This is a genomic window from Pseudoxanthomonas sp. (assembly GCF_036845285.1).
In the GTDB taxonomy this organism is placed as follows: domain Bacteria; phylum Pseudomonadota; class Gammaproteobacteria; order Xanthomonadales; family Xanthomonadaceae; genus Pseudoxanthomonas_A.
The window spans coordinates 244550-263408 of record NZ_DAIUEE010000001.1 but is presented as its reverse complement, the minus strand read 5'-3'; the positions used below and the strand labels follow the sequence as shown (position 1 = coordinate 263408).

The window sequence follows — 18859 nt, the reverse complement described above, 5'->3', positions numbered from 1 at the left end:
GGAAATCACTTGGCGGATCAATGGCTTGCGACGAACTTCAGAGACTTGTTCAAGCCTTATCCACAAGTTGCTGTTTCGTCTCAAATTTTGAGATTGAGCAACGATTCAGTGAGGTGACCGTCGCTTCACATCAAGCCCGGGGCAAGGCATGGCGAACGAGTGGAACTGCGCAAACGCACGGCCCACAATCGGCCCATGTGCCTGGTTGCCCTCGCCTGGAAGATCCACCCGCGCTGGCGGCTGCTGCTGGCCGGCAACCGCGACGAATTCCACGATCGCCCCACCGCACCCCTGGCCCATTGGGCGGCTTCACCCGACCTGATGGCGGGCCAGGACCTTCAGTCCGGCGGTACGTGGGCCGGGGCGGACACCAGCGGCCGGGTGGCCGTGGTCACCAACGTGCGCGACCCGGCCATCCAGGTGCCGGGCGCCCCGTCCCGCGGCCAGCTGGCGGCCGGCTTCCTGCAGTCGCCGGACAGCGCCGACCACCGAGCCGCCGGCCTGCTGGTGGCGGCGGAGGTCTTCGCCCCCTTCAACCTGCTGCTGGCGGACGGGAAAGACTGCGAGTACGTCAGCAACTACCCCACACCCCGTCGGATCACGCTCACCCCCGGGCTGCACGGCCTGTCCAACGGCGACCTGGACGAGCCGTGGCCGAAGACGATGGCGCTGAAGGAACGACTGGCCGCGTGGCTGGCCTCGGAGGAAAACGATGTCTCGCCCCTCTGGCAGGCGCTGGCCGACGAGGCACAGGCGCCCGACGATCGCCTCCCCGACACCGGCGTGGGCATCGAACTGGAGCGGATGCTGTCTCCGGCCTTCATACGCGGCGATCGCTACGGCACCCGCGCGAGCACGCTGATCGCGATCGACCATGCCGGGCATGGCTGGATCAGCGAGCGGCGGTTCGGGCCACGGGGGGTGTTCGAGGGGGAGACGACGGTGCGGATCGGGTCCGGTGCGTAGCCGGCTTCTCGGCGACTGGAAATCCGCGATCGCGACTCACGTCGCTCCCACAAGCAAAGCATCCCCGGGAGCGCTTTACCCGCCCCCCCTGAGTCAGGGGGCGGCGAGCGCGAAGCGCGAGCGGGGGTATGGAGGCCAAGGGCCTGGGGCCCGAGGTTTGCAACGCAAACCTTGGGGCTTTCCAAAGCGCCGGTGGCGCTTTGGAAAGCGGCGGAGCCGGCCGGTAAGCCGGGTTCTGTCGTGGACAGTCATTCCTCTAGGCGCAACGTCACCGTTACGCTCAAGCAACCTACCCGGAGACACTGCGGGCCGCAGCATAGTCTCCCTATTTGGTCTTGCTCCCGGTGGGGTTTGCCGTGCCGGTCCGTTGCCGGACTCGCGGTGCGCTCTTACCGCACCATTTCACCCTTGCCGTCCTGCCGAAGCAGTCTTAGGCGGTATCTTTCTGTTGCACTTTCCGTCGGCTCGCGCCGCCCAGGCGTTACCTGGCACCGTGCCCTGTGGAGCCCGGACTTTCCTCGGCATTGTTTCCAATGACGCGACTGTCTGGCCGACTCCGCCGTGCGCATTCTACGGCTTCGCCGTCGAATACCCCAACGTCCGCTGCGCACTTCCATACCCCCATTCGCGCCTGCGGCGCGAATCGCCCCCTGACTCAGGGGGCCGACCCGCTTCCATACAACGCCTTGCGCGGCGCGCCGGTGATCTCGGCGGCCAGCTTGGCGGCGGCCGAGGGCGGCAGGTGTTCGTTGAGCAGCGCGTAGACGCGGCGGCCTTCGACCAGCCTTGCGTCCAGGTCGTCGCCGGCGCCCTGCACCATCACCACGAACTCGCCCTTGCGCTGGTTGTCGTCGGCTTCGACCTGCGCATGCAGGTCCGCCAGCGTGCCGTCCAAGACGGTTTCGAACAGTTTGGTCAATTCACGCGCCAGCACTGCCGGACGGTCGTCGCCGAACGCCATACGCATGTCGGCCAGCGATTCGGCGATGCGGTGCGAGGATTCGTAGAACACCAGCGTGCGCGTCTCGCCAGCCAGGCCGCGCAGCTGCTCGCGCCGCGCGGCGGCCTTGGCCGGCAGGAAACCCTCGAAGGTGAAGCGGTCGCTCGGCAGACCGGCCACGCTGAGCGCCGCGATGGCCGCGCAGGCGCCCGGCAGCGGACTGACCTGGATGCCGGCCGCGCGCGCGGCGCGGACCAGGCGGAAGCCGGGGTCGCTGACCAGCGGCGTGCCCGCGTCGCTGACCAGGGCCAGCGAGTCGCCGGCCAGCAGGCGTTCGACCACGCGCTGCGCCAGGGCGTCCTCGTTGTGCTCGTGCAAAGCCACCAACGGCGTGGAAATGCCGAAGTGCGACATCAACTGCCCGCTGCGGCGCGTGTCCTCGGCGCAGATAGCCGCCACGCCACGCAGGGTCTCCAGCGCACGCGGCGTCAGGTCGCCCAGGTTGCCGATCGGGGTGGCGACGATGAACAGGGTTCCTGCGGGCATTCCGGTGGGGCTCGGTGGCTGGGGGTAGAATCGTAGCCGGTTCCCCTGCCTGAACACCGACGATGCTCTTGGACCTGCCTGTCGCCCGCACGCTTTCTGCACGCATCCGTCCCGCGCGGACCCTGGTGGCCCTGCTGCTGGTGGCCCTGCTGGCCAGCTGCGCGACCACGCCGGGCGGTGGCCCCGCCACGTCCACGGCGCGCTTCGCGCCGGCCTTCGCCAATGCCGCCACCCTGGCCCGCCAGGACGGTGCGCTCAGCGGCCAGGCGCGCAGCGACAACGCGCGCGAGATCGACCGCCTGCTGGCGACGCTCGACGACGCCACCCTCGCCCGCGACGCCGCCGCCCTGCCGTCGGGCGATCCGCTGTACAACTTCGCCGGTCGCGCGCTGCAGCGCCGCGGCCTGCCGCTGCCGCGCCCGTTCGACCGCGGCACGCAATGGCGCTTCGACGCCGGCAACCGCCCGCCCGCCGACTCCGACGGCTACCGGCCGCCGATGAAGCTGGCCGTGCTGCTGCCGCTGTCGGGCAACCTGGCCACCGCCGCCGCGCCGGTACGCGACGGTCTGCTGGCGGGCTACTACGGCGAACGCCGACGCCGTCCCGACCTCCAGTTCTACGACACCGCCGGCACCGCCGCCGGCGCGACGGCGGCCTACGCGCGCGCCGCCGCCGAGGGCGCCGATTTCGTGGTCGGCCCGCTGGGCCGCGACGAAGTCAGCGCACTGTTCCAGCAGCCGCAGCTCGCCACGCCGTTGCTGGTGTTGAACCGGGGCGCGGTGGCGGTGCCGGAAGGCAACGCAGGCTTTTCACTGGCGCCGGAAGACGATGGCCTGGCGGCGGCGGAATACCTGTTCGCGCGCGAGCGTCGCGCGGCGCTGGTCATCGAAGGCAACGACGACAACGGCCGGCGCGCGTCGAAGGCGTTCGCCGAACGCTTCGCCGAGCGCGGCGGCAAGATCACGCGCGTGATCCGCGTGCAGGATGCGCCGGGCGAACTGTCGGCCGCGCTCGCCGCCGCCGCACAGGAAGGCGCCGATGCGGTGTTCCTGGCGGTACGCGGCGGCACGGCGCGCGCGCTGACGCCGCAACTGGCGCTGGCCGGCCTGGGCGGCAAGACGCGCGTCGGCACCTCCCAGCTGAGTTCGGGTACCGGCAAGCCGGAAGAAGACATGGCACTGGACGGCATCGCGTTCCCGACCGAGGCCTGGACCTCGCGTGGTGTGCCCGCCCTCCCTGCCGCCAGCGTCACCGGCGAGCGCGTGCCGACTGCACGCGGTCCGGCTGCGCGCCTGTTCGCCTTCGGCTACGACGCCTGGCTGCTGACGGCCTACCTGGAAAAGCTGGCAACGGGTGCGAACGCCGAACTGCGTGGCGCCACCGGCCGCCTGCAGCTGGATGGCTTCGGCAACGTCGTGCGCACGCCATCGTGGTCCACCTTCGCCGGTGGCCGTGCGGTGCCGATCGCGGATGGCGGTTGACCGGCGCGCCCGCGGGCATGCCGTCGAAGTCGCCGCGCGCGAACTGCTGCGACGCGCAGGACTGACCGAACTCGCCGCCAATGCGAACTACCGTGGCGGCGAACTCGATCTGGTGATGCGCGATGCCACCCGCCCGGGTGCTCCGGTGGTGGTGTTCGTCGAAGTGCGCTATCGCCAGTCGCAGGCGTTCGGCGGCGGCACGGCGTCCGTCGACATCGGCAAGCGCCGCCGGCTGGTGCATGCGGCGCAACGCTTCCTGCAGGACCATCCTTCGCTCGCCGATGCCCCGTGCCGTTTCGATGTGGTCGACGCACGGGGCGATCCCGACGCGCCGCAACTGGAATGGATCCGCGACGCCTTCCGCGCAGACGAGGTTTGACCGTTACAGCCCGGCCGAGAGCAGCAGCTCGCGCGCCAGGCCGTCGCCCGTCCTTCTGACCGACGACCTCGTGTCCGCACGCAACGTGGCCGCCAGCGCGGCGGCCGCGACACGCAGCTCCGGCACTGCGGTGATTTCCCATAACCGCCCACGCAACAGCGGACCCAGGCAGTAGAGTCCTCGCACCGGTGCGCCGTGGCGGTCCCGTACCTGCAGGTCGTCGCCAACCTCCACGCCCAGGCCATGTGGATCGGCCACGACCAGGCCCGCGTCGAGCAGGTGCGACACCAGCGGATGGGTGGTGCGCACGATGTCGGTATCCAGACCGGTGGCACGGATCACGTAGTCGTATTGCACCACGTCGGCCTGCACCTGGCCGCGTCCCCGCAGCAGCACCTCTGCGGCCCGCGCACGCAGGCCGGCGCGCAGCAGCCGGGCGGCACGCACCTGCAGCTGCCCGCTCGCCTGCAGGCTCGCCAACACCTCGGCGACGCGCGGTGCGATGCGATGCCGCGCCGCCTCCCAGTGCGACCGCAGATGGCGCAGGAAGCGCGCGCGCTGCGCGTCGGGCAGGCTGCGCCAGAACGCCTGCGTATGCGGTCGCAGGCCGTCCACCACGCTGCGCCAGTCCGGCGCGACGTGGACCAGCGAGCGCACTGCGGCAAGCAACGCGCGCAGGTCGCGCCCGCCGAGTGCGTGGCGAATGCTCGGCGGCAATTCGATCGCTGGCCCGGGCACGGCGGCATGCGCGCGCGGCGGCAGTCCGTGGCGCGAGATCGCCGTCAGTCCGCCACGATGTCCGCGCGCGGCCAGCGTCGCCACCACGTCGGCCATGGTCAGCCCGGTACCAACGATCAGCACGCGCGCATCGGCTTCGATGCGCTCCAGCGCATTGTCCTGCCACGGCCAACCGATATAGCGCGGACTCTGCGCCAGCCGCGGCCCGATGCCCGCCAGCCGCTGTGGCGGCAACGCGCCCAGCGCCAACACCACGCGATCGCTGGCGAAGTAGCCGCCATCGTCCAGGTGCACGCGATAACCCTCGCCGACGCGGCTGATCGCGATGGCTTCCTGCCGCACCAGCGACAGATTGCCGGCAGCTTCGTGCGCCTCACGCAGGCGTTCGGCGAGATAGTCGCCGTACGCGACGCGCGGCAGGAACTCGTCGCGACCGCGCAATCCCAGACTCAGCCATGTCGCGAAATCGTCCGGCCTGTCTGGATGTGTCCCCAGCAGGCCGGCACGCACGTTGAGCAGGTGTTCCGGACGCGCTTGTCCGTACGCCACGCCGCGCGCGAAGGTATCGCCCACGCCGACCAGGCACACCTCCGGCGCGCCTTCCTCTGTCGAGGCCAACTGCGTCGCCAGCGCACTGCCGCTGAAACCCGCTCCCACGATGGTGATGCGCATGTATGTCTCCGGTCGATTGGGCCGGGCGATTTCTAGCAGCCACGGTTCGCGCGGATGTAAGGAATCGGTTAGCGCGATGCGTGCATTCGCCATCGAGCGATCACGCTGCACGCCAAGACGTTGATTTACCGGCGCTGACACGACATCGCCGACGGACATGGCGATCCGGCATGTGCACATGCCGGCGCAGTATCAGCACGGGACAGCGCGCGCCCGATCCGTACAATGCCCGCATGGATGGAACGCTGCCCCCTGCGCTGCACGATGCGATGTCGATCCGTCTCGGCGGTGGCTGGCTGACCGGCGAGGCCTGTCGTCCGTTCGGTGGCGACGATTCGCGGCGGTGGGCGATGCCGGCGGCGGTCGCGTTGCCGCGCACGCAGGACGACGTCGTCGCGCTGGTGCGCGCATGCCGCGAGCACAAGATGCCGATCGTCGCGCGCGGCGCAGGCACCGGCACCACCGGCGCGGCTGTGCCGACGCAGGGCGGCGTGGTGGTGTCGTTCGCGCGCATGGACCGGATTGTCGACATCCGCACCGCGGACCGTTGCGTGGTCGTGCAACCGGGCGTGCTGAACGGCGAACTGCAGCAGGCACTCGCGCCGCACTGCCTGTTCTGGCCCCCGGACCCGTCGAGTGCCGATGCCTGCAGCGTTGGCGGCAATCTCGCCACCAACGCCGGTGGCCCGCGTGCAGTGAAGTACGGCACCGCGCGCGACAACGTGCTCGGCCTGGTCGCGGTGACCGGTGCGGGCGAGCTGATCCGCTGCGGCGGCGCGTACACCAAGGACGCGACCGGCTACGACCTGACGCACCTGATCGTCGGCAGCGAAGGCACGCTGGCGCTGATCGTGGAAGCGACGCTGAAACTCGCGCCGCGTCCGGGAGCGCAGGCCGGCCTGCGCGTGCTGTACCGCGATGCGGCGACTGCGGCGGCAGCGGTGTCGCGCATCATGGCGCGGCCGGCGACGCCGGCGATGCTGGAATTCATGGATGGCAGCGCGATCGCGCTGATCCGCCACAACGGCAGCGACGTGCCCGAGGCGGGCGCCATGCTGCTGGTGGAAGCCGACGGCGAGGACGACACCCTGCCCTACGCGCTGCAGGCGCTGGCCGACGCCGCGGAAGGCGACGGCATGCTTGCGCTGGACGTCGCCCAGGACGGCGCCGCGCGCGACCGGTTGTGGGCGGCACGGCGCGCGCTGTCGCCGGCACTGCGCACGATCAGGCCCGGCAAGATCAACGAAGACGTGGTGGTGCCGGTTTCGCGCATCCCGGACCTCGTCGCCGCGATGGAAGCGCTGTCCGTTGAATCCGCGCTGCCGATCGTGGTGTTCGGCCACGCCGGCAACGGCAACCTGCACGTGAACCTCATGTACGACGATGGCGACGCTGACGAAACCGCGCGTGCGTACGCCGCACTGCCGAAGGTGTTCGCACAGGTGCTCGCACTCGGCGGCACGCTGTCCGGCGAACACGGCATCGGCCTGAGCAAGCGCGACTACATGGCCGATGCGTTCTCGCCGGCTACGCTGTCGGCAATGCGCGCGGTCAAGGCAGCCCTCGATCCCGACGGCATCCTCAATCCGGGCAAGGTGCTGCCGCCACCCTGATCCCTGTAGGAGCGACGTAAGTCGCGACCGTGCCCCATGCGCAAACGGGATGCTGTCGACACCATTCGGTCTTTCCCTCGCCGGACTACTGACGGTCGATGTGCGCTGACGACATGCGGTCGCGACTTACGTCGCTCCCACACCAATCATCAAGCTCAGGACGTCGCGAAGTGATCGTAGCCACGGCGCGGTGGCGACCAAGGCTGGCCATCGGCATCCACGGGATGCACACCCTCGCCTGCCGTGATCCAGCCGATACGCGTGATCCGCAGGCCGAGCTGCGACGACACGGCATCGATGCGGGCATGCGCGTCGGCAGGCGCGGTAAAGCAGAGTTCGTAGTCGTCGCCGCCGCCGGCCTGCAACGCGGTGCGCGTCGTGTCATCGAGTGCCCCGCGCAGCGCATCCGACATTGGCAGGGCGCCGACATCGACCTGCGCCGCCACGCCACTCCGCGATGCGATGTGGCCCAGATCGGCCAGCAGGCCGTCGGACACATCGACGCAGGCGTTCGCCAGGCCGCCCAGTTCCAGCCCTGCGCGTACACGCGGCGTGGGCCGGTCCAGGCGCGCACGCAGCGCATGCGCCGGATCAGTTTCCAGCAACGCCAGCGCGCCGGCCGCATCGCCCAGCGTGCCGGTCACCCAGACGTCGTCACCGATCCGCGCGCCATCACGACGCAGTGCACGACCGGCATCCACGAATCCCATCGCGGTCACCGACACCGACAACGGGCCGCGCGTCGTATCACCGCCCACCAGCGCGATGCCGTGCTCGCCGGCCAGCGTGAGGAACCCGTCGAGGAAGCCATCGATCCACGCCGTCCCGGACTGCGGCAACGACAGCGACAGCGTGCACCACGCCGGCTCGGCGCCCATCGCAGCGAGATCGGACAGGTTCACCGCCAGCGCCTTCCAGCCGATATCGGCCGGCGACGTTCCGTGCGGGAAATGGACGCCCTCGTTCAACGTGTCGGCGGTGACGACGAGCTGCCGGCCGGGCGGTGGCGCCAGCAGCGCTGCGTCATCGCCGATGCCGAGCACGATGTCGTCGCGGCTGCCCGCGCGGGCGCGGATGCGGGCGATCAGGTCGAATTCGCCGATGCCCACGATGGCGTCAGGACCGCGAGCGCGCGAAATCCACGGCCGACTGGATGGCCGCGCGTGCCTGCGGACTGTTCTTCCAGCACGTGGAACCGGTCAGGCCGGCCGCGCTGGCGACGATCTCGGACGGCTCGGCCACGGCCAGTTGCCGCAAGGAAGCGATGCCCATCTGCTCCAGCCGCTGCACGACGGTCGGGCCGACGCCCTTCACTGCGAGCAGAGCGTCGCGTTCGCCCGCCGAAAACCGTGCGTCGTCGCCGGACACGTCAGCGCCGCGCCTGGGCCTCGGCGGGCCGCCATTCCACGGCGGCGTGGTCGAGCACACCGTTGATGTAGGTGTGGCCGTGTTCGGAGCCGAAACGCTTGGCGGTTTCGATGGCCTCGTTCAGCACCACGCGGTACGGCACGTCGAGGCGATGGATCAGTTCGTATGCCGCGATGCGCAGCACCGCGCGCTCGATGGGATCGACCTCCTCCACCGTGCGGTCGAGGAACGGCAGCAACGCCTCGTCCAGCGAAGCGCGATGCCTGACGACGCCGCGCACCAGGTCCTCGAAATATTCCAGGTCGGCGATCTCGTGCGCCTGCTCGTGCGCGAACTGCGCGATCACCTGGCCCACTTCGCCGCCCGACATCTGCCACGCGTAGACAGCCTGCAGCGCGCGGCGCCGCGCGCGCGCGCGCGTGACCGGATCGATGCCGTCCTTGCGGTGGGGATGATGTTGTCGGCTCACGTCGGCTCCTGCGATTCTTGGGTTACGGCAACTGTTCCAGCAGCTGCGCCATCTCGATGGCGGCCAGCGCGGCTTCCTCGCCCTTGTTGCCATGGCTGCCGCCGGCGCGGGCCTCGGCATCCTCGATGCGTTCCACCGCCAGCACGCCGTTCAGTACCGGCACGCCGGTATCGAGCTGCACGCGCATCAGGCCTTCGGCGCAGCGGTCGGCGACGTGTTCGTAGTGGCGGGTATCGCCACGGATCACGCAGCCCAGGGTGATCAGCGCCGCGTGATCGCCTGCCGCCGCCAGGCGCGCGGCGACCAGCGGGATTTCCCAGGCACCCGGCACGCGCACCACGTCGATCGCATCCTCGCCCACGCCGTTGCCGGCCAGGCTCTGGCGCGCACCGGCCACCAGCACATCGGTGATGCGCGGGTTCCAGCGGCTGGCGATGATCGCGAAGCGGGCGCCAGCGGGCGCGCGCAGGTCGCCTTCGTAGTGGGACATGGCGGGTTCCTTGGGGTGGGGAAGTCTACCAGCCGGGGCGACCGGCCGGTCTGCCTGCGAGGGTCAGGGCTGGACGTACTCGACCACGTCCAGGCCAAAGCCGGCCAGGCCGACCTGCCGCCGTGGCGTACCCAGCACGCGCAGCTGGCCCAGGCCGAGGTCGGCGAGGATCTGCGCGCCCGCGCCGTTCCGGCGCCACTGCCCGACATCCTTCGCATTGCCTTTCACCTCCGGCTGCTTGCGCAGCTTCGCCAGCAATGCGTCGGCACTGCGCGGTTCCGACAGTACGACCATCACGCCCTGCCCTTCGGCCGCGATCGCGCGCAGTGCGTCGGTCGCGTGTACGCCGAAATCGTCGCGCCGCCAGTGCAGCAGGTCGCTCAACGGGTTCTCCACCTGCACGCGCACCAGCGTCGGCGTGGCCTTGCCAGGCGTGCCGCGGACCAGCGCGAAGTGCAGGTCGTGAGCGATGCGGTCGCGGTAGGTGACCAGTTGGAAGGGACCGAACTCGGTCTCGATGTCGCGCGCGTCGATGCGCTCGACGGTGTGCTCGGTGGCCAGCCGATGGGCGATCAGGTCGGCGATGGATCCCATCTTCAGTCCGTGCTCGCGCGCGAACACTTCCAGCTGCGGACGCCGCGCCATGCTGCCGTCCGGGTTCAACACCTCCACCAGCACGCCGGCCGGCTCAAGGCCCGCCAGCAGCGGCAGGTCGCCCGCCGCCTCGGTATGGCCGGCGCGCGTCAGCACGCCGCCGGGCTGGGCGATCAGAGGAAAGATGTGGCCCGGCTGGCTGAGGTCGCTGGGCTTCGCATCCGGCCGCACCGCCGTGCGCACGGTATGCGCGCGGTCGTAGGCGGAAATACCGGTGGTGACGCCTTCGGCCGCCTCGATGCTGACGGTGAAGTTGGTGTGGAACTGCGCGGTGTTGTTCTGCACCATCGGCGCCAGGCCCAGTTGCGTGCAGCGTTCGCGGGTCAGCGACAGGCACACCAGGCCACGCGCATGGGTGACCATGAAGTTGATGTCCGACGGCTTGACCAGCTCGGCCGCCATGATCAGGTCGCCTTCGTTCTCGCGGTCCTCGTCGTCGACGATGACGACCATGCGGCCCTGGCGGATCTCTTCCAGCAGTTCGGGGATCGGGGAAAAAGCCATCTTTCAGTGCTCGGATAACGGAAGAGGAGTCGTCATCCCAGCGAACGCTGGGATCCATCTTGATCTTTATGCTTTGTCTGTCTTGGCAGCGAAGCAACAACGTCAAAGTGGATCCCAGCGTTCGCTGGGATGACGGCGGGGGAGACGGTGTCGATTGACGGGTCTGACGCCACTCAGCGCGCGCCCAGCAGGCGCTCGACGTAGCGCGCGACCAGATCGATCTCCAGGTTCACCGCGTCGCCGACGGCGGTGGCGACGAACGCGGTGTGCGAGACGGTATGCGGGATCAGCGCGACCTCGAAGCCTTCGCCGTCCACCTCGTTGACCGTCAGGCTGACGCCGTCCACGCAGATCGAACCCTTCTTCGCGATGTACTTCAGCAGCGGCGCGGGTGCGGCGAAGCGCCAGCGCTGCGCACGCGCGTCGTCGTGCACGGACAGCACGCGGCCCACGCCATCGACGTGGCCGCTGACCAGATGACCACCCAGGCGATCGGTCGGACGCATCGCGCGCTCCAGGTTCACGATCGCGCCCTGGGTGAACCCGCCCAGCGTGGTCAGCGACAGCGTCTCGGTGGACGCATCGGCCTGGAAACTGGCGGCATCGAACGCGATCACGGTCAGGCACACGCCATTGACCGCGATGCTCTCGCCCAACTGCACGGCGTCGAACGGCAGCGTGCCCACGGCGACGGTCAGGCGGACGTCGCCGCCTACAGGTTCAAGCGCCACGATGCGGCCGACGCCTTCGATGATGCCGGTGAACATCAGCAGGCCTCCGGATGGAGGACGGGGACAGCACAGGGACTGGTGGAAGGCATGCGGCGTCTCTCGCGAAAGCAAAGCGGAGACGCCTCCGGGGCGCGAAGGCAGGCGCACGACGCCGCGCTGTCGCGCGGTTCGGCGATGCCGTCTTCTTTCATCCGGACTATGACCGTCGGCTCCGGCATCGGACCGGATCTGCTGACCCTTGGGTGACATTGCACAGTCCGCACAAGGATGTGCGAACTCTTGCGAGGGACTCGCATGTCACCCAGGCGCTCGCGGGCTCGTGGGCGTTCAGAAGAACGCGCCACCTACCGCCGGTGGGGAATCGCACCCCGCCCTGAAGACGTCGTTGGTGGTGTGCCGGCGGACCGGCCGGCGCATTCTACACGCCGGTTGCGGCGGCGGCTCTGAACGCAGCGTTCCGCGCCACTGCCGGAGGGGCTTCCGCCCCGACCCTCGGTGCTTCGTCGGCGTCGCGCCAGGAGCGTCGCGGCTGGCCTTCAACAGCCGACTGGCTGGCCAGCCCCTCCTACAGCGGTTTCCGGCGCAGGTGCAGGATCAGCGGCCAGCGCAGCGTGCGCACCCGCTGCGGATCGCCCCAGACCTCGCCCAGTGCCGGCGTGTGGGCGTAGACCGGGTCCTCCCCGGTCGCGGCACGATAGCTGCCGGTCGCCGACAGGCTGCCGAAATACCCCAGCAGCGTCGGCAGGTTCCAGTCGGCGGTCAGCCACAGCCGCGGCGTGGCAACGGTCTCGAACGGCCACACGTAGTCGCCGTAACCCATGTCGACGTCGGCACGCTCCGGCGGCCAGTACGGATCGATATCGTCGCGCACCTTCTCGGCGACCTCGGCCAGATCGTCCTCGAAGATGATGTCCTGGTAGGTCCAGGCCGCCAGCACGCCGCCGGGGCGCAACACGCGTTCGCAGGTATCGAAGAAGCGGTGACGGTCGAACCAGTGCAACGCCTGCGCGACGGCGATGAGGTCCACGCTGCGGTCCGCCAGCGCGGTCGTCTCGGCGGGTTCGACGGCCAGGCTGACGTTGACGTCCGGTTGCCCGTTCGCCCAGTGCCGCTCGATCTGCGCGGCGCTGGGATCGGTGGCGTACACATGGGCGAAACGCGCGGCCAGTCCGTGCGTGGCCTGGCCACTGCCGCAGCCGGGCTCCCAGACCTGCGCACTGGCCGGCACCGCCGACGCGATCACGTAGTAGAGCGCATCCGGATAGGTCGGGCGCGATGCGAGGTAGACGTCGGCGACGCCGGAAAAATGATCCTTGAAGGCCACCATGGCGAGCGTCAACGGGCAGGTTGCAGCAGGAGGCGGTGATCTTCGCCAATCATGCGGCTGTCTACAATCGCCAGTTTCAGGCGGTCGGCCATCGCCTGGATGCCCAGTCCGCCGAACAATGGCCGCGCCTGGTCGCCCAGCAGCACCGGCGCGACGTAGAGCAGCACCTCGTCGGCCAGCCCTGCCGCCAGGAACGCACCTGCCAGCGTCGCGCCGGCTTCGGCGTGCACCTCGTTGATGCCGCGCGTACCCAGCAGTTCCAGCACCGCCTTCAGGTCGAAGTTGCTGCCCGTCGCGGGCGCGACCGCACGCTGCACGTCGACGTCGCGCGGCGGCTTCGCATCGGCGGCGTGGATATAGAGGGTCGGCGCTTCGCCCTGCCGCACGTTGCCGCGCGCCACCGTGGCCAGGCCGGGATCCAGGACCACGCGCAGCGGCGGTTCGAACGCCGTGTCGTCGCCAAAGCGCACGGTCAGCGACGGATCGTCGGCCAGCACCGTGCCGGCACCCGTGAGGATGGCGCCGGCGCGGGCACGCCAGCGCATCACGTCGCGGCGCGACGCTTCACCGCTGATCCACTTGGAGTCGCCGTTCGCCATCGCCGTGCGGCCGTCCAGGCTGGTCGCCAGCTTCACCCGCATCCATGGTCGCCCGCGTTCGATGCGCGACAGGAATCCACGATTCAACCGGCGCGCCTGTACTTCCATCAACCCGGACTGCACGGCGATACCCGCCGCGCGCAGCCGGTCGAAACCGGCGCCATCGACCTGCGGGAACGGATCGCGCATCGCCGCGACCACGCGGGCGACGCCGGCGGCCACCAGCGCGTCCGCGCACGGCCCGGTGCGGCCCATATGCGCACACGGCTCCAGCGTGACGTAGGCGGTCGCGCCTTTCGCGTGCTCGCCGGCCACCTGCAGTGCGAACACCTCCGCATGCGGGCCACCGGCCTGCTGGTGCCAGCCTTCACCGACGATCTGCTCGCCATGCGCGATCACGCAGCCGACCATCGGGTTCGGACGCGTCGTGTAGGCGCCGCGCTCGGCCAACCGCAGCGCGCGTGCCATGCGCTGGTGGTCGAACGCGGAAAAGGCGGTATCAGTCATGCGTCGTCCACGCGGTCTCGGGAGGAGCGCCAGTATGCGCCACGCGCTGCGCGGGCCGGATCGACATGATCACCACGGGCGTCCCGTGCAGCGAGGTGCGCTCTTCGACATGCCAGCCGAGCGACGCATAGAAATCCTCGTGCCACAGCGTGAACAGCCGCAGCAAGGACACCCCGTGATGTGCGGCATGCGCCACGGCCGCCTCGACCAGCGCGCGCGCCACCGCGACCACGCGCATCGGGCAGCACGAACAGGCTTCCCAGCCACGGGGAGCCACGATCCTGCAGCGCGGGCGCGTCCTCCAGCAGCAGGCTGACCGAACCCAGCAACGTTTCACCATCCAGCAACAGCAGGGTGGTCGGCAACGAGGTACGCGTCGCGTGGTCATGCAGTTCATCGGCCGCCGCCTGCAAGGTCCAGCCGTCGTAGAGGGCACCCCACTCTGCGTGGTGCAGCGCCGCCAGCGTCGGCACATGCTGCAGGTATCGACCGATCCCGTCGATGCGCACGGTTCAGCGCTTCTTGTTCTTGTCCGCGTGCTTGTCGAACGGGACCACGTCGCCGCCCAGCAGGGACAGCTGGCCGGCGCCGGCGGGCAGGTCCCGCTCCAGCTTCTCGATCTCCTCGCGGAAATCGGCCACGTCCTCGAAGCTGCGGTAGACCGATGCGAAGCGCACGTAACCCACGTGGTCGAGCTTGCGCAGTTCGTTCATCACGAACTCGCCGATCTTGCGCGATGCGATCTCGCGCTCGCCGCTCATGCGAATGGCATGGATCACCGCACGCACGGCGGCCTCGATCTGTTCTTCCGACACCGGCCGCTTCTGCAGCGCCCGGTCGAATCCGGCGCGCAGCTTGCGCGCATCGAAGGTGTCGCGGCGGCCATCGCCCTTGATGACCGCCGGCAGCTTGATCTCGATGTTCTCCAGCGTGGAGAACCGCTCCCCGCACGCCTCGCACTCACGGCGACGACGGATCGTCGCGCCGTCTTCGGACACGCGCGAATCGATCACGCGGGTGTCGGTGTGCTGGCAGAAGGGGCAGTGCACGTCGCAGGTCAGCCGTAGACCGGATACTTGCGGCACTGCGCGGTGACCGCATCGCGCACCTTGGCCAGCACGGCCTCGTCGGTCGGCGCATCCAGCACGTCGCAGATCCAGTTGGCCAGATCAACACAGTCCTGCTCGCCGTAGCCGCGCGTGGTGACGGCGGGCGTACCGATGCGCAGGCCGGAGGTCACGAAGGGTTTGCGCGGATCGTTCGGCACGGAATTCTTGTTGACGGTGATGTGCGCCTTGCCCAGCGCTTCTTCCGCATCCTTTCCGCTGACGTCCTTGCCGATCATGTCGACCAGCATCAGGTGGTTCTCGGTACCGCCGGACACGATCTTGTAGCCGCGCGCGATGATCGTCTTCGCCATCGCCTGCGCGTTCTTCACCACCTGCGCCTGGTAGGTCTTGAACTCCGGCTCCAGCGCCTCCTTGAACGCCACGGCCTTGGCGGCGATGACGTGCATCAGCGGACCGCCCTGGATGCCAGGGAAGACGATGCTCTGCAGCTTCTTCTCGATGTCCTCGCCGGCCGGCCCCAAACCAGCACGACTGGCGAGGATGATGCCCCCGCGCGGGCCACGCAGCGTCTTGTGCGTGGTCGAGGTGACCACGTGCGCATGCGGCAGCGGGTTCAGGTAGACGCCAGCCGCGACCAGGCCGGCCACATGCGCCATGTCGACGAACAGGTAGGCGCCGATCTTGTCGGCGATGGCACGGAAGCGCGCCCAGTCGACGACCTGCGAATAGGCGGAGAAGCCGGCCACGACCATCTTCGGCTTGTGCTCCAGCGCCAGCTTCTCGACGTCGTCGTAGTCGATCAGGCCCTGGTCGTTCACCCCGTACTGGACGGCGTTGAAGAGCTTGCCCGAGGCGTTGACCTTGGCGCCGTGGGTCAGGTGGCCGCCATGGGCCAGCGACATGCCGAGGATGGTGTCGCCCGGCTGCAGCAGCGCGAAGTAGACGGCCTGGTTGGCCTGCGAGCCGGAATGCGGCTGCACGTTGGCATAGTCGGCGCCGAACAGCTGCTTCACGCGGTCGATGGCCAGCTGCTCGGCCACGTCGACGTACTCGCAGCCGCCGTAATAGCGCTTGTGCGGATAGCCTTCGGCGTACTTGTTGGTCAGCACGCTGCCCTGGGCTTCCAGCACGCGCGGACTGGCGTAGTTCTCGCTGGCGATCAGCTCGACGTGATCCTCCTGCCGGCGCGCCTCGTGGGCGATGGCCTGGGCCAGTTCGGGATCGTAGGTTTCGATGCGGGCGTCGCGCGGGAACATCGGGTCTCCGGGGCATGGCAGGGCGGGGATGCCGATTGTAGCCCGCCCTGCCCCCGCCGACCCCGCCGAAAAAAGGAAAAGCGCGCCGGAGCGCGCTTTTCGGTGCATCGGGACCGCCGGCTCAGTGGTGCAGCAGCAGGTCGGCGATGATGCCGGTGGCGATGGCGACCATCAGCAGGTTGCCGCGATCGTCGCGCACCCAGTGATAACCGCGGGGGGGATGACGCACGTGGTAACGGTTGTAATCGTTCACCACGTACACCGGGCCGCGGTAGTAGTCGCGGTAGCGCTGGCCCTTGGCCCAGCGGTGGTAGCTCGGCGGGGCCGGGCGATACGCGACCCGCGGCGGGGCGTAATAGCGGCGGTCATCGTAACGACGATCATCGTAGCGGCGGTCGTCCCGGCGTCCGTCGTGGTAGCCATGGCGGTACGCCTGGCGCTGGTCGCGGTGGTCACGGCGATCGTCGCGGCGATCTTCACGCCAGTCGCGACGATCATCGCGGCGGTCATGGTGGTGGGAACGGCTGCGATCATGCCCGCGGTCGTCGCGCGCCAGCACGGGGGCGGTGACGGCGAAGGCCAGGACAGCGCAAGCCATGCTCTGGAAAAGACGCTTGGTATTCATGGAAACCCCTCTGTGTGGCACGTGGGACCATCATGCCGATCACATCTGAACCGATTCCCGCTGGAAAACGGTTACGGCCGCGTCAAAGGCATGCCGTCGAAACGTATTCAGCCGGCGGTCGGCCCGGCCGGAGCGGCTATAATCGCCGCCTTCCCATGTGCCTCCCCGCCTGCCGTCCCGGCCGGGCGCCGGGGCCTGCGTACCGGAGCCAGCATGTCCTCGCAATACATCTACACCATGAACCGGGTCAGCAAGGTGGTCCCGCCCAAGCGGCAGATCATCAAGGACATCTCGCTGTCCTTCTATCCCGGCGCGAAGATCGGCCTGCTGGGCCTGAACGGCGCGGGCAAGTCCACGGTGCTGAAGATCATGGCCGGCGTGGACACCGATTTCGAAGGCGAGGCCCGTCCGCAGCCCGGCATCAAGGTCGGCTACCTGGCGCAGGAGCCGGAACTGAATCCCGAACACACCGTCCGCCAGGCCGTCGAGGAAGGCGTGGGCGACGTGCTGCAGGCACAGGCCGCACTGGAAGCGGTGTATGCGGCCTACGCCGAAGAAGGCGCCGACTTCGACGCGCTGGCCAAGGAACAGGAACGCCTGGAAGCCATCCTCGCCGCCGGTGACGCGCACACCTTGGAAAACCAGCTAGACGTGGCCGCCGACGCGCTGCGACTGCCACCGTGGGACGCCATCGTCGGCAAGCTGTCCGGCGGCGAGAAGCGCCGCGTGGCGCTGTGCCGCCTGCTGCTGCAGAAGCCGGACATGCTGCTGCTCGACGAACCGACCAACCACCTCGACGCCGAGTCGGTGGAGTGGCTGGAGCAGTTCCTCGCCCGCTTCCCGGGCACCGTGGTCGCGGTCACCCACGATCGCTACTTCCTCGACAACGCCGCCGAGTGGATCCTCGAACTCGACCGCGGCCGCGGCATTCCGTGGAAGGGCAACTACACCGACTGGCTGATGCAGAAGGACGAACGCCTGAAGCAGGAAGAGAACCAGGAGAAGTCGCGCCAGAAGGCCATCCAGAAGGAACTGGAGTGGTCACGCCAGAACGCCAAGGGTGGCCGCTCCAAGGGCAAGGCACGTCTGGCCCGCCTGGAAGAACTGCAGTCGGTGGATTACCAGCGCCGCAACGAGACCAACGAGATCTTCATCCCACCGGGCGAGCGCCTGGGCAACAACGTCATCGAATTCAAGAACGTCTCCAAGACCTTCGGCGACCGACTGCTGATCGACAACCTGAGCTTCCTCGTCCCCGGCGGCGCCATCGTCGGCATCATCGGTCCGAACGGCGCCGGCAAGTCGACGCTGTTCAAGATGATCACGGGCCAGGAGAAGCCGGACTCCGGCTCCATCACCACCGGCTCGACCGTGCAGCTGGCCTACGTGGACCAGAGCCGCGACAAGCTGGAAGGCAACCACAACGTGTTCCAGGAAATCTCCGGCGGCCTGGACATCCTCAATATCAACGGCATCGAGATCCAGTCGCGCGCGTACATCGGCCGCTTCAACTTCAAGGGCCAGGACCAGCAGAAGATGGTCGGCTCGCTGTCCGGCGGTGAGCGCGGCCGCCTGCACATGGCCAAGACGCTGCTGCAGGGCGGCAACGTACTGCTGCTCGACGAACCGTCGAACGACCTGGACATCGAAACGCTGCGTGCGCTGGAAGACGCACTGCTGGAGTTCCCCGGCAACACGTTCGTCATTTCGCATGACCGCTGGTTCCTGGACCGCATCGCCACCCACATCCTCGCCTTCGAGGGCGACTCGCACGTGGAGTTCTTCCAGGGCAACTACCGCGAGTACGAGGAAGACAAGAAGCGTCGCCTGGGCGAGGAAGGCGCGCGGCCTCACCGCCTGCGGTTCAAGGCGCTGAAGTAAGCCTGCACGCTGATATCCAAGAAAAAAGCCCGCCGAACGGCGG

Annotated in this window: 18 protein-coding genes, 1 other RNA gene, 1 pseudogene and 1 riboswitch; of the genes and pseudogenes, 5 read left to right on the top strand and 15 right to left on the bottom strand. The window is 68.9% G+C overall.

Going from position 1 to position 18859, the window contains the following annotated elements; all coding sequences use genetic code 11:
• Window positions 1-195 precede the first annotated feature (195 nt).
• The gene (locus V7060_RS01265) at window positions 196-966 is read left to right on the top strand and encodes an NRDE family protein (RefSeq protein WP_334177451.1); all 771 of its coding nucleotides are present in this window, start codon (window positions 196-198) and stop codon (window positions 964-966) included.
• Between the two features lie 208 nt (window positions 967-1174).
• Here V7060_RS01265 and rnpB read toward each other — a convergent pair.
• Together rnpB and rsmI are read right to left on the bottom strand one after the other, a co-directional pair.
• Window positions 1175-1524, bottom strand: an RNA gene (rnpB, locus tag V7060_RS01260) — RNase P RNA component class A.
• Window positions 1525-1621: 97 nt separating this feature from the next.
• Window positions 1622-2452 carry a 16S rRNA (cytidine(1402)-2'-O)-methyltransferase gene (gene rsmI / locus V7060_RS01255; protein ID WP_334177450.1) on the bottom strand — a complete coding sequence of 277 codons (831 nt, stop codon included), beginning with the start codon at window positions 2450-2452 and terminating at the stop codon, window positions 1622-1624.
• Window positions 2453-2676: 224 nt separating this feature from the next.
• Here rsmI and V7060_RS01250 point away from each other — a divergent pair.
• Together V7060_RS01250 and V7060_RS01245 are read left to right on the top strand one after the other, a co-directional pair.
• Window positions 2677-3933, top strand: a pseudogene (locus V7060_RS01250) (penicillin-binding protein activator); the annotation flags it as partial.
• A complete protein-coding gene (locus tag V7060_RS01245; RefSeq protein WP_334177449.1) occupies window positions 3923-4312 on the top strand; it encodes a YraN family protein in 390 nt (129 codons plus the stop codon). The pseudogene V7060_RS01250 and the gene V7060_RS01245, both read left to right, overlap by 11 nt.
• A gap of 3 nt (window positions 4313-4315) precedes the next feature.
• Here the strand turns inward: V7060_RS01245 and V7060_RS01240 are convergent, their stop codons facing one another.
• On the bottom strand, window positions 4316-5722 hold the full coding sequence (locus V7060_RS01240; RefSeq protein WP_334177448.1) for an FAD/NAD(P)-binding protein: 1407 nt from the start codon (window positions 5720-5722) through the stop codon (window positions 4316-4318).
• 233 nt (window positions 5723-5955) lie between these two features.
• Between V7060_RS01240 and V7060_RS01235 the strand changes: the two genes are divergently transcribed.
• The gene (locus V7060_RS01235; RefSeq protein WP_334177447.1) at window positions 5956-7335 is read left to right on the top strand and encodes an FAD-linked oxidase C-terminal domain-containing protein; all 1380 of its coding nucleotides are present in this window, start codon (window positions 5956-5958) and stop codon (window positions 7333-7335) included.
• Between the two features lie 155 nt (window positions 7336-7490).
• On the opposite strand, the gene thiL is transcribed toward V7060_RS01235, so the two are convergent.
• The 12 genes from thiL to V7060_RS01175 form a co-directional block, all read right to left on the bottom strand.
• The gene (thiL, locus tag V7060_RS01230) at window positions 7491-8438 is read right to left on the bottom strand and encodes a thiamine-phosphate kinase (RefSeq protein ID WP_334177658.1); all 948 of its coding nucleotides are present in this window, start codon (window positions 8436-8438) and stop codon (window positions 7491-7493) included.
• A gap of 13 nt (window positions 8439-8451) precedes the next feature.
• On the bottom strand, window positions 8452-8703 hold the full coding sequence (locus tag V7060_RS01225) for a helix-hairpin-helix domain-containing protein (protein ID WP_334177446.1): 252 nt from the start codon (window positions 8701-8703) through the stop codon (window positions 8452-8454).
• Between the two features lies 1 nt (window position 8704).
• Window positions 8705-9172: a transcription antitermination factor NusB gene (gene nusB / locus V7060_RS01220; RefSeq protein ID WP_334177445.1), complete on the bottom strand. Its 468-nt coding sequence runs from the start codon at window positions 9170-9172 to the stop codon at window positions 8705-8707.
• Between the two features lie 22 nt (window positions 9173-9194).
• Window positions 9195-9662 (bottom strand): 6,7-dimethyl-8-ribityllumazine synthase, encoded by a 468-nt coding sequence (gene ribH, locus V7060_RS01215; protein WP_334177444.1) that lies wholly within the window; start codon window positions 9660-9662, stop codon window positions 9195-9197.
• A 63-nt stretch (window positions 9663-9725) separates the two neighbouring features.
• Window positions 9726-10820, bottom strand: coding sequence for a 3,4-dihydroxy-2-butanone-4-phosphate synthase (gene ribB, locus V7060_RS01210; protein ID WP_334177443.1), 1095 nt, complete (start codon window positions 10818-10820; stop codon window positions 9726-9728).
• A 173-nt stretch (window positions 10821-10993) separates the two neighbouring features.
• Window positions 10994-11587 carry a riboflavin synthase gene (locus V7060_RS01205; protein ID WP_334177442.1) on the bottom strand — a complete coding sequence of 198 codons (594 nt, stop codon included), beginning with the start codon at window positions 11585-11587 and terminating at the stop codon, window positions 10994-10996.
• Window positions 11588-11726: 139 nt separating this feature from the next.
• Window positions 11727-11936, bottom strand: a riboswitch (FMN riboswitch).
• Window positions 11937-12116: 180 nt separating this feature from the next.
• On the bottom strand, window positions 12117-12878 hold the full coding sequence (locus V7060_RS01200; RefSeq protein ID WP_334177441.1) for a class I SAM-dependent methyltransferase: 762 nt from the start codon (window positions 12876-12878) through the stop codon (window positions 12117-12119).
• Window positions 12879-12886: 8 nt separating this feature from the next.
• Complete coding sequence (gene ribD / locus V7060_RS01195; protein ID WP_334177440.1) at window positions 12887-13984, bottom strand: bifunctional diaminohydroxyphosphoribosylaminopyrimidine deaminase/5-amino-6-(5-phosphoribosylamino)uracil reductase RibD; 1098 nt, start codon at window positions 13982-13984, stop codon at window positions 12887-12889.
• A complete protein-coding gene (locus V7060_RS01190) occupies window positions 13977-14222 on the bottom strand; it encodes a hypothetical protein (RefSeq protein WP_334177439.1) in 246 nt (81 codons plus the stop codon). The genes ribD and V7060_RS01190 overlap by 8 nt, the downstream gene beginning before the upstream one ends.
• A gap of 274 nt (window positions 14223-14496) precedes the next feature.
• Window positions 14497-15033 (bottom strand): transcriptional regulator NrdR, encoded by a 537-nt coding sequence (gene nrdR, locus V7060_RS01185; RefSeq protein WP_192202052.1) that lies wholly within the window; start codon window positions 15031-15033, stop codon window positions 14497-14499.
• 8 nt (window positions 15034-15041) lie between these two features.
• Window positions 15042-16310 carry a serine hydroxymethyltransferase gene (gene glyA / locus V7060_RS01180; RefSeq protein ID WP_334177438.1) on the bottom strand — a complete coding sequence of 423 codons (1269 nt, stop codon included), beginning with the start codon at window positions 16308-16310 and terminating at the stop codon, window positions 15042-15044.
• A gap of 121 nt (window positions 16311-16431) precedes the next feature.
• Complete coding sequence (locus tag V7060_RS01175; protein WP_334177437.1) at window positions 16432-16935, bottom strand: RcnB family protein; 504 nt, start codon at window positions 16933-16935, stop codon at window positions 16432-16434.
• A gap of 213 nt (window positions 16936-17148) precedes the next feature.
• On the opposite strand from V7060_RS01175, the gene ettA reads away from it, so the two are divergent.
• On the top strand, window positions 17149-18816 hold the full coding sequence (ettA, locus tag V7060_RS01170) for an energy-dependent translational throttle protein EttA (RefSeq protein ID WP_334177436.1): 1668 nt from the start codon (window positions 17149-17151) through the stop codon (window positions 18814-18816).
• The last annotated feature ends 43 nt before the right edge of the window (window positions 18817-18859 follow it).

Coding starts and splice junctions, on each gene's coding strand:
- ribH (WP_334177444.1), bottom strand. CDS start 9,662: ATGTCCCACTACGAAGGCGACCTGCGCGCGCCCGCTGGCGCCCGCTTC.
- glyA (WP_334177438.1), bottom strand. CDS start 16,310: ATGTTCCCGCGCGACGCCCGCATCGAAACCTACGATCCCGAACTGGCC.
- ribD (WP_334177440.1), bottom strand. CDS start 13,984: ATGACTGATACCGCCTTTTCCGCGTTCGACCACCAGCGCATGGCACGC.
- V7060_RS01245 (WP_334177449.1), top strand. CDS start 3,923: ATGGCGGTTGACCGGCGCGCCCGCGGGCATGCCGTCGAAGTCGCCGCG.
- V7060_RS01235 (WP_334177447.1), top strand. CDS start 5,956: ATGGATGGAACGCTGCCCCCTGCGCTGCACGATGCGATGTCGATCCGT.
- V7060_RS01205 (WP_334177442.1), bottom strand. CDS start 11,587: ATGTTCACCGGCATCATCGAAGGCGTCGGCCGCATCGTGGCGCTTGAA.
- rsmI (WP_334177450.1), bottom strand. CDS start 2,452: ATGCCCGCAGGAACCCTGTTCATCGTCGCCACCCCGATCGGCAACCTG.
- ribB (WP_334177443.1), bottom strand. CDS start 10,820: ATGGCTTTTTCCCCGATCCCCGAACTGCTGGAAGAGATCCGCCAGGGC.
- V7060_RS01200 (WP_334177441.1), bottom strand. CDS start 12,878: ATGGTGGCCTTCAAGGATCATTTTTCCGGCGTCGCCGACGTCTACCTC.
- V7060_RS01240 (WP_334177448.1), bottom strand. CDS start 5,722: ATGCGCATCACCATCGTGGGAGCGGGTTTCAGCGGCAGTGCGCTGGCG.
- V7060_RS01175 (WP_334177437.1), bottom strand. CDS start 16,935: ATGAATACCAAGCGTCTTTTCCAGAGCATGGCTTGCGCTGTCCTGGCC.
- ettA (WP_334177436.1), top strand. CDS start 17,149: ATGTCCTCGCAATACATCTACACCATGAACCGGGTCAGCAAGGTGGTC.
- V7060_RS01190 (WP_334177439.1), bottom strand. CDS start 14,222: ATGCGCGTGGTCGCGGTGGCGCGCGCGCTGGTCGAGGCGGCCGTGGCG.
- V7060_RS01265 (WP_334177451.1), top strand. CDS start 196: ATGTGCCTGGTTGCCCTCGCCTGGAAGATCCACCCGCGCTGGCGGCTG.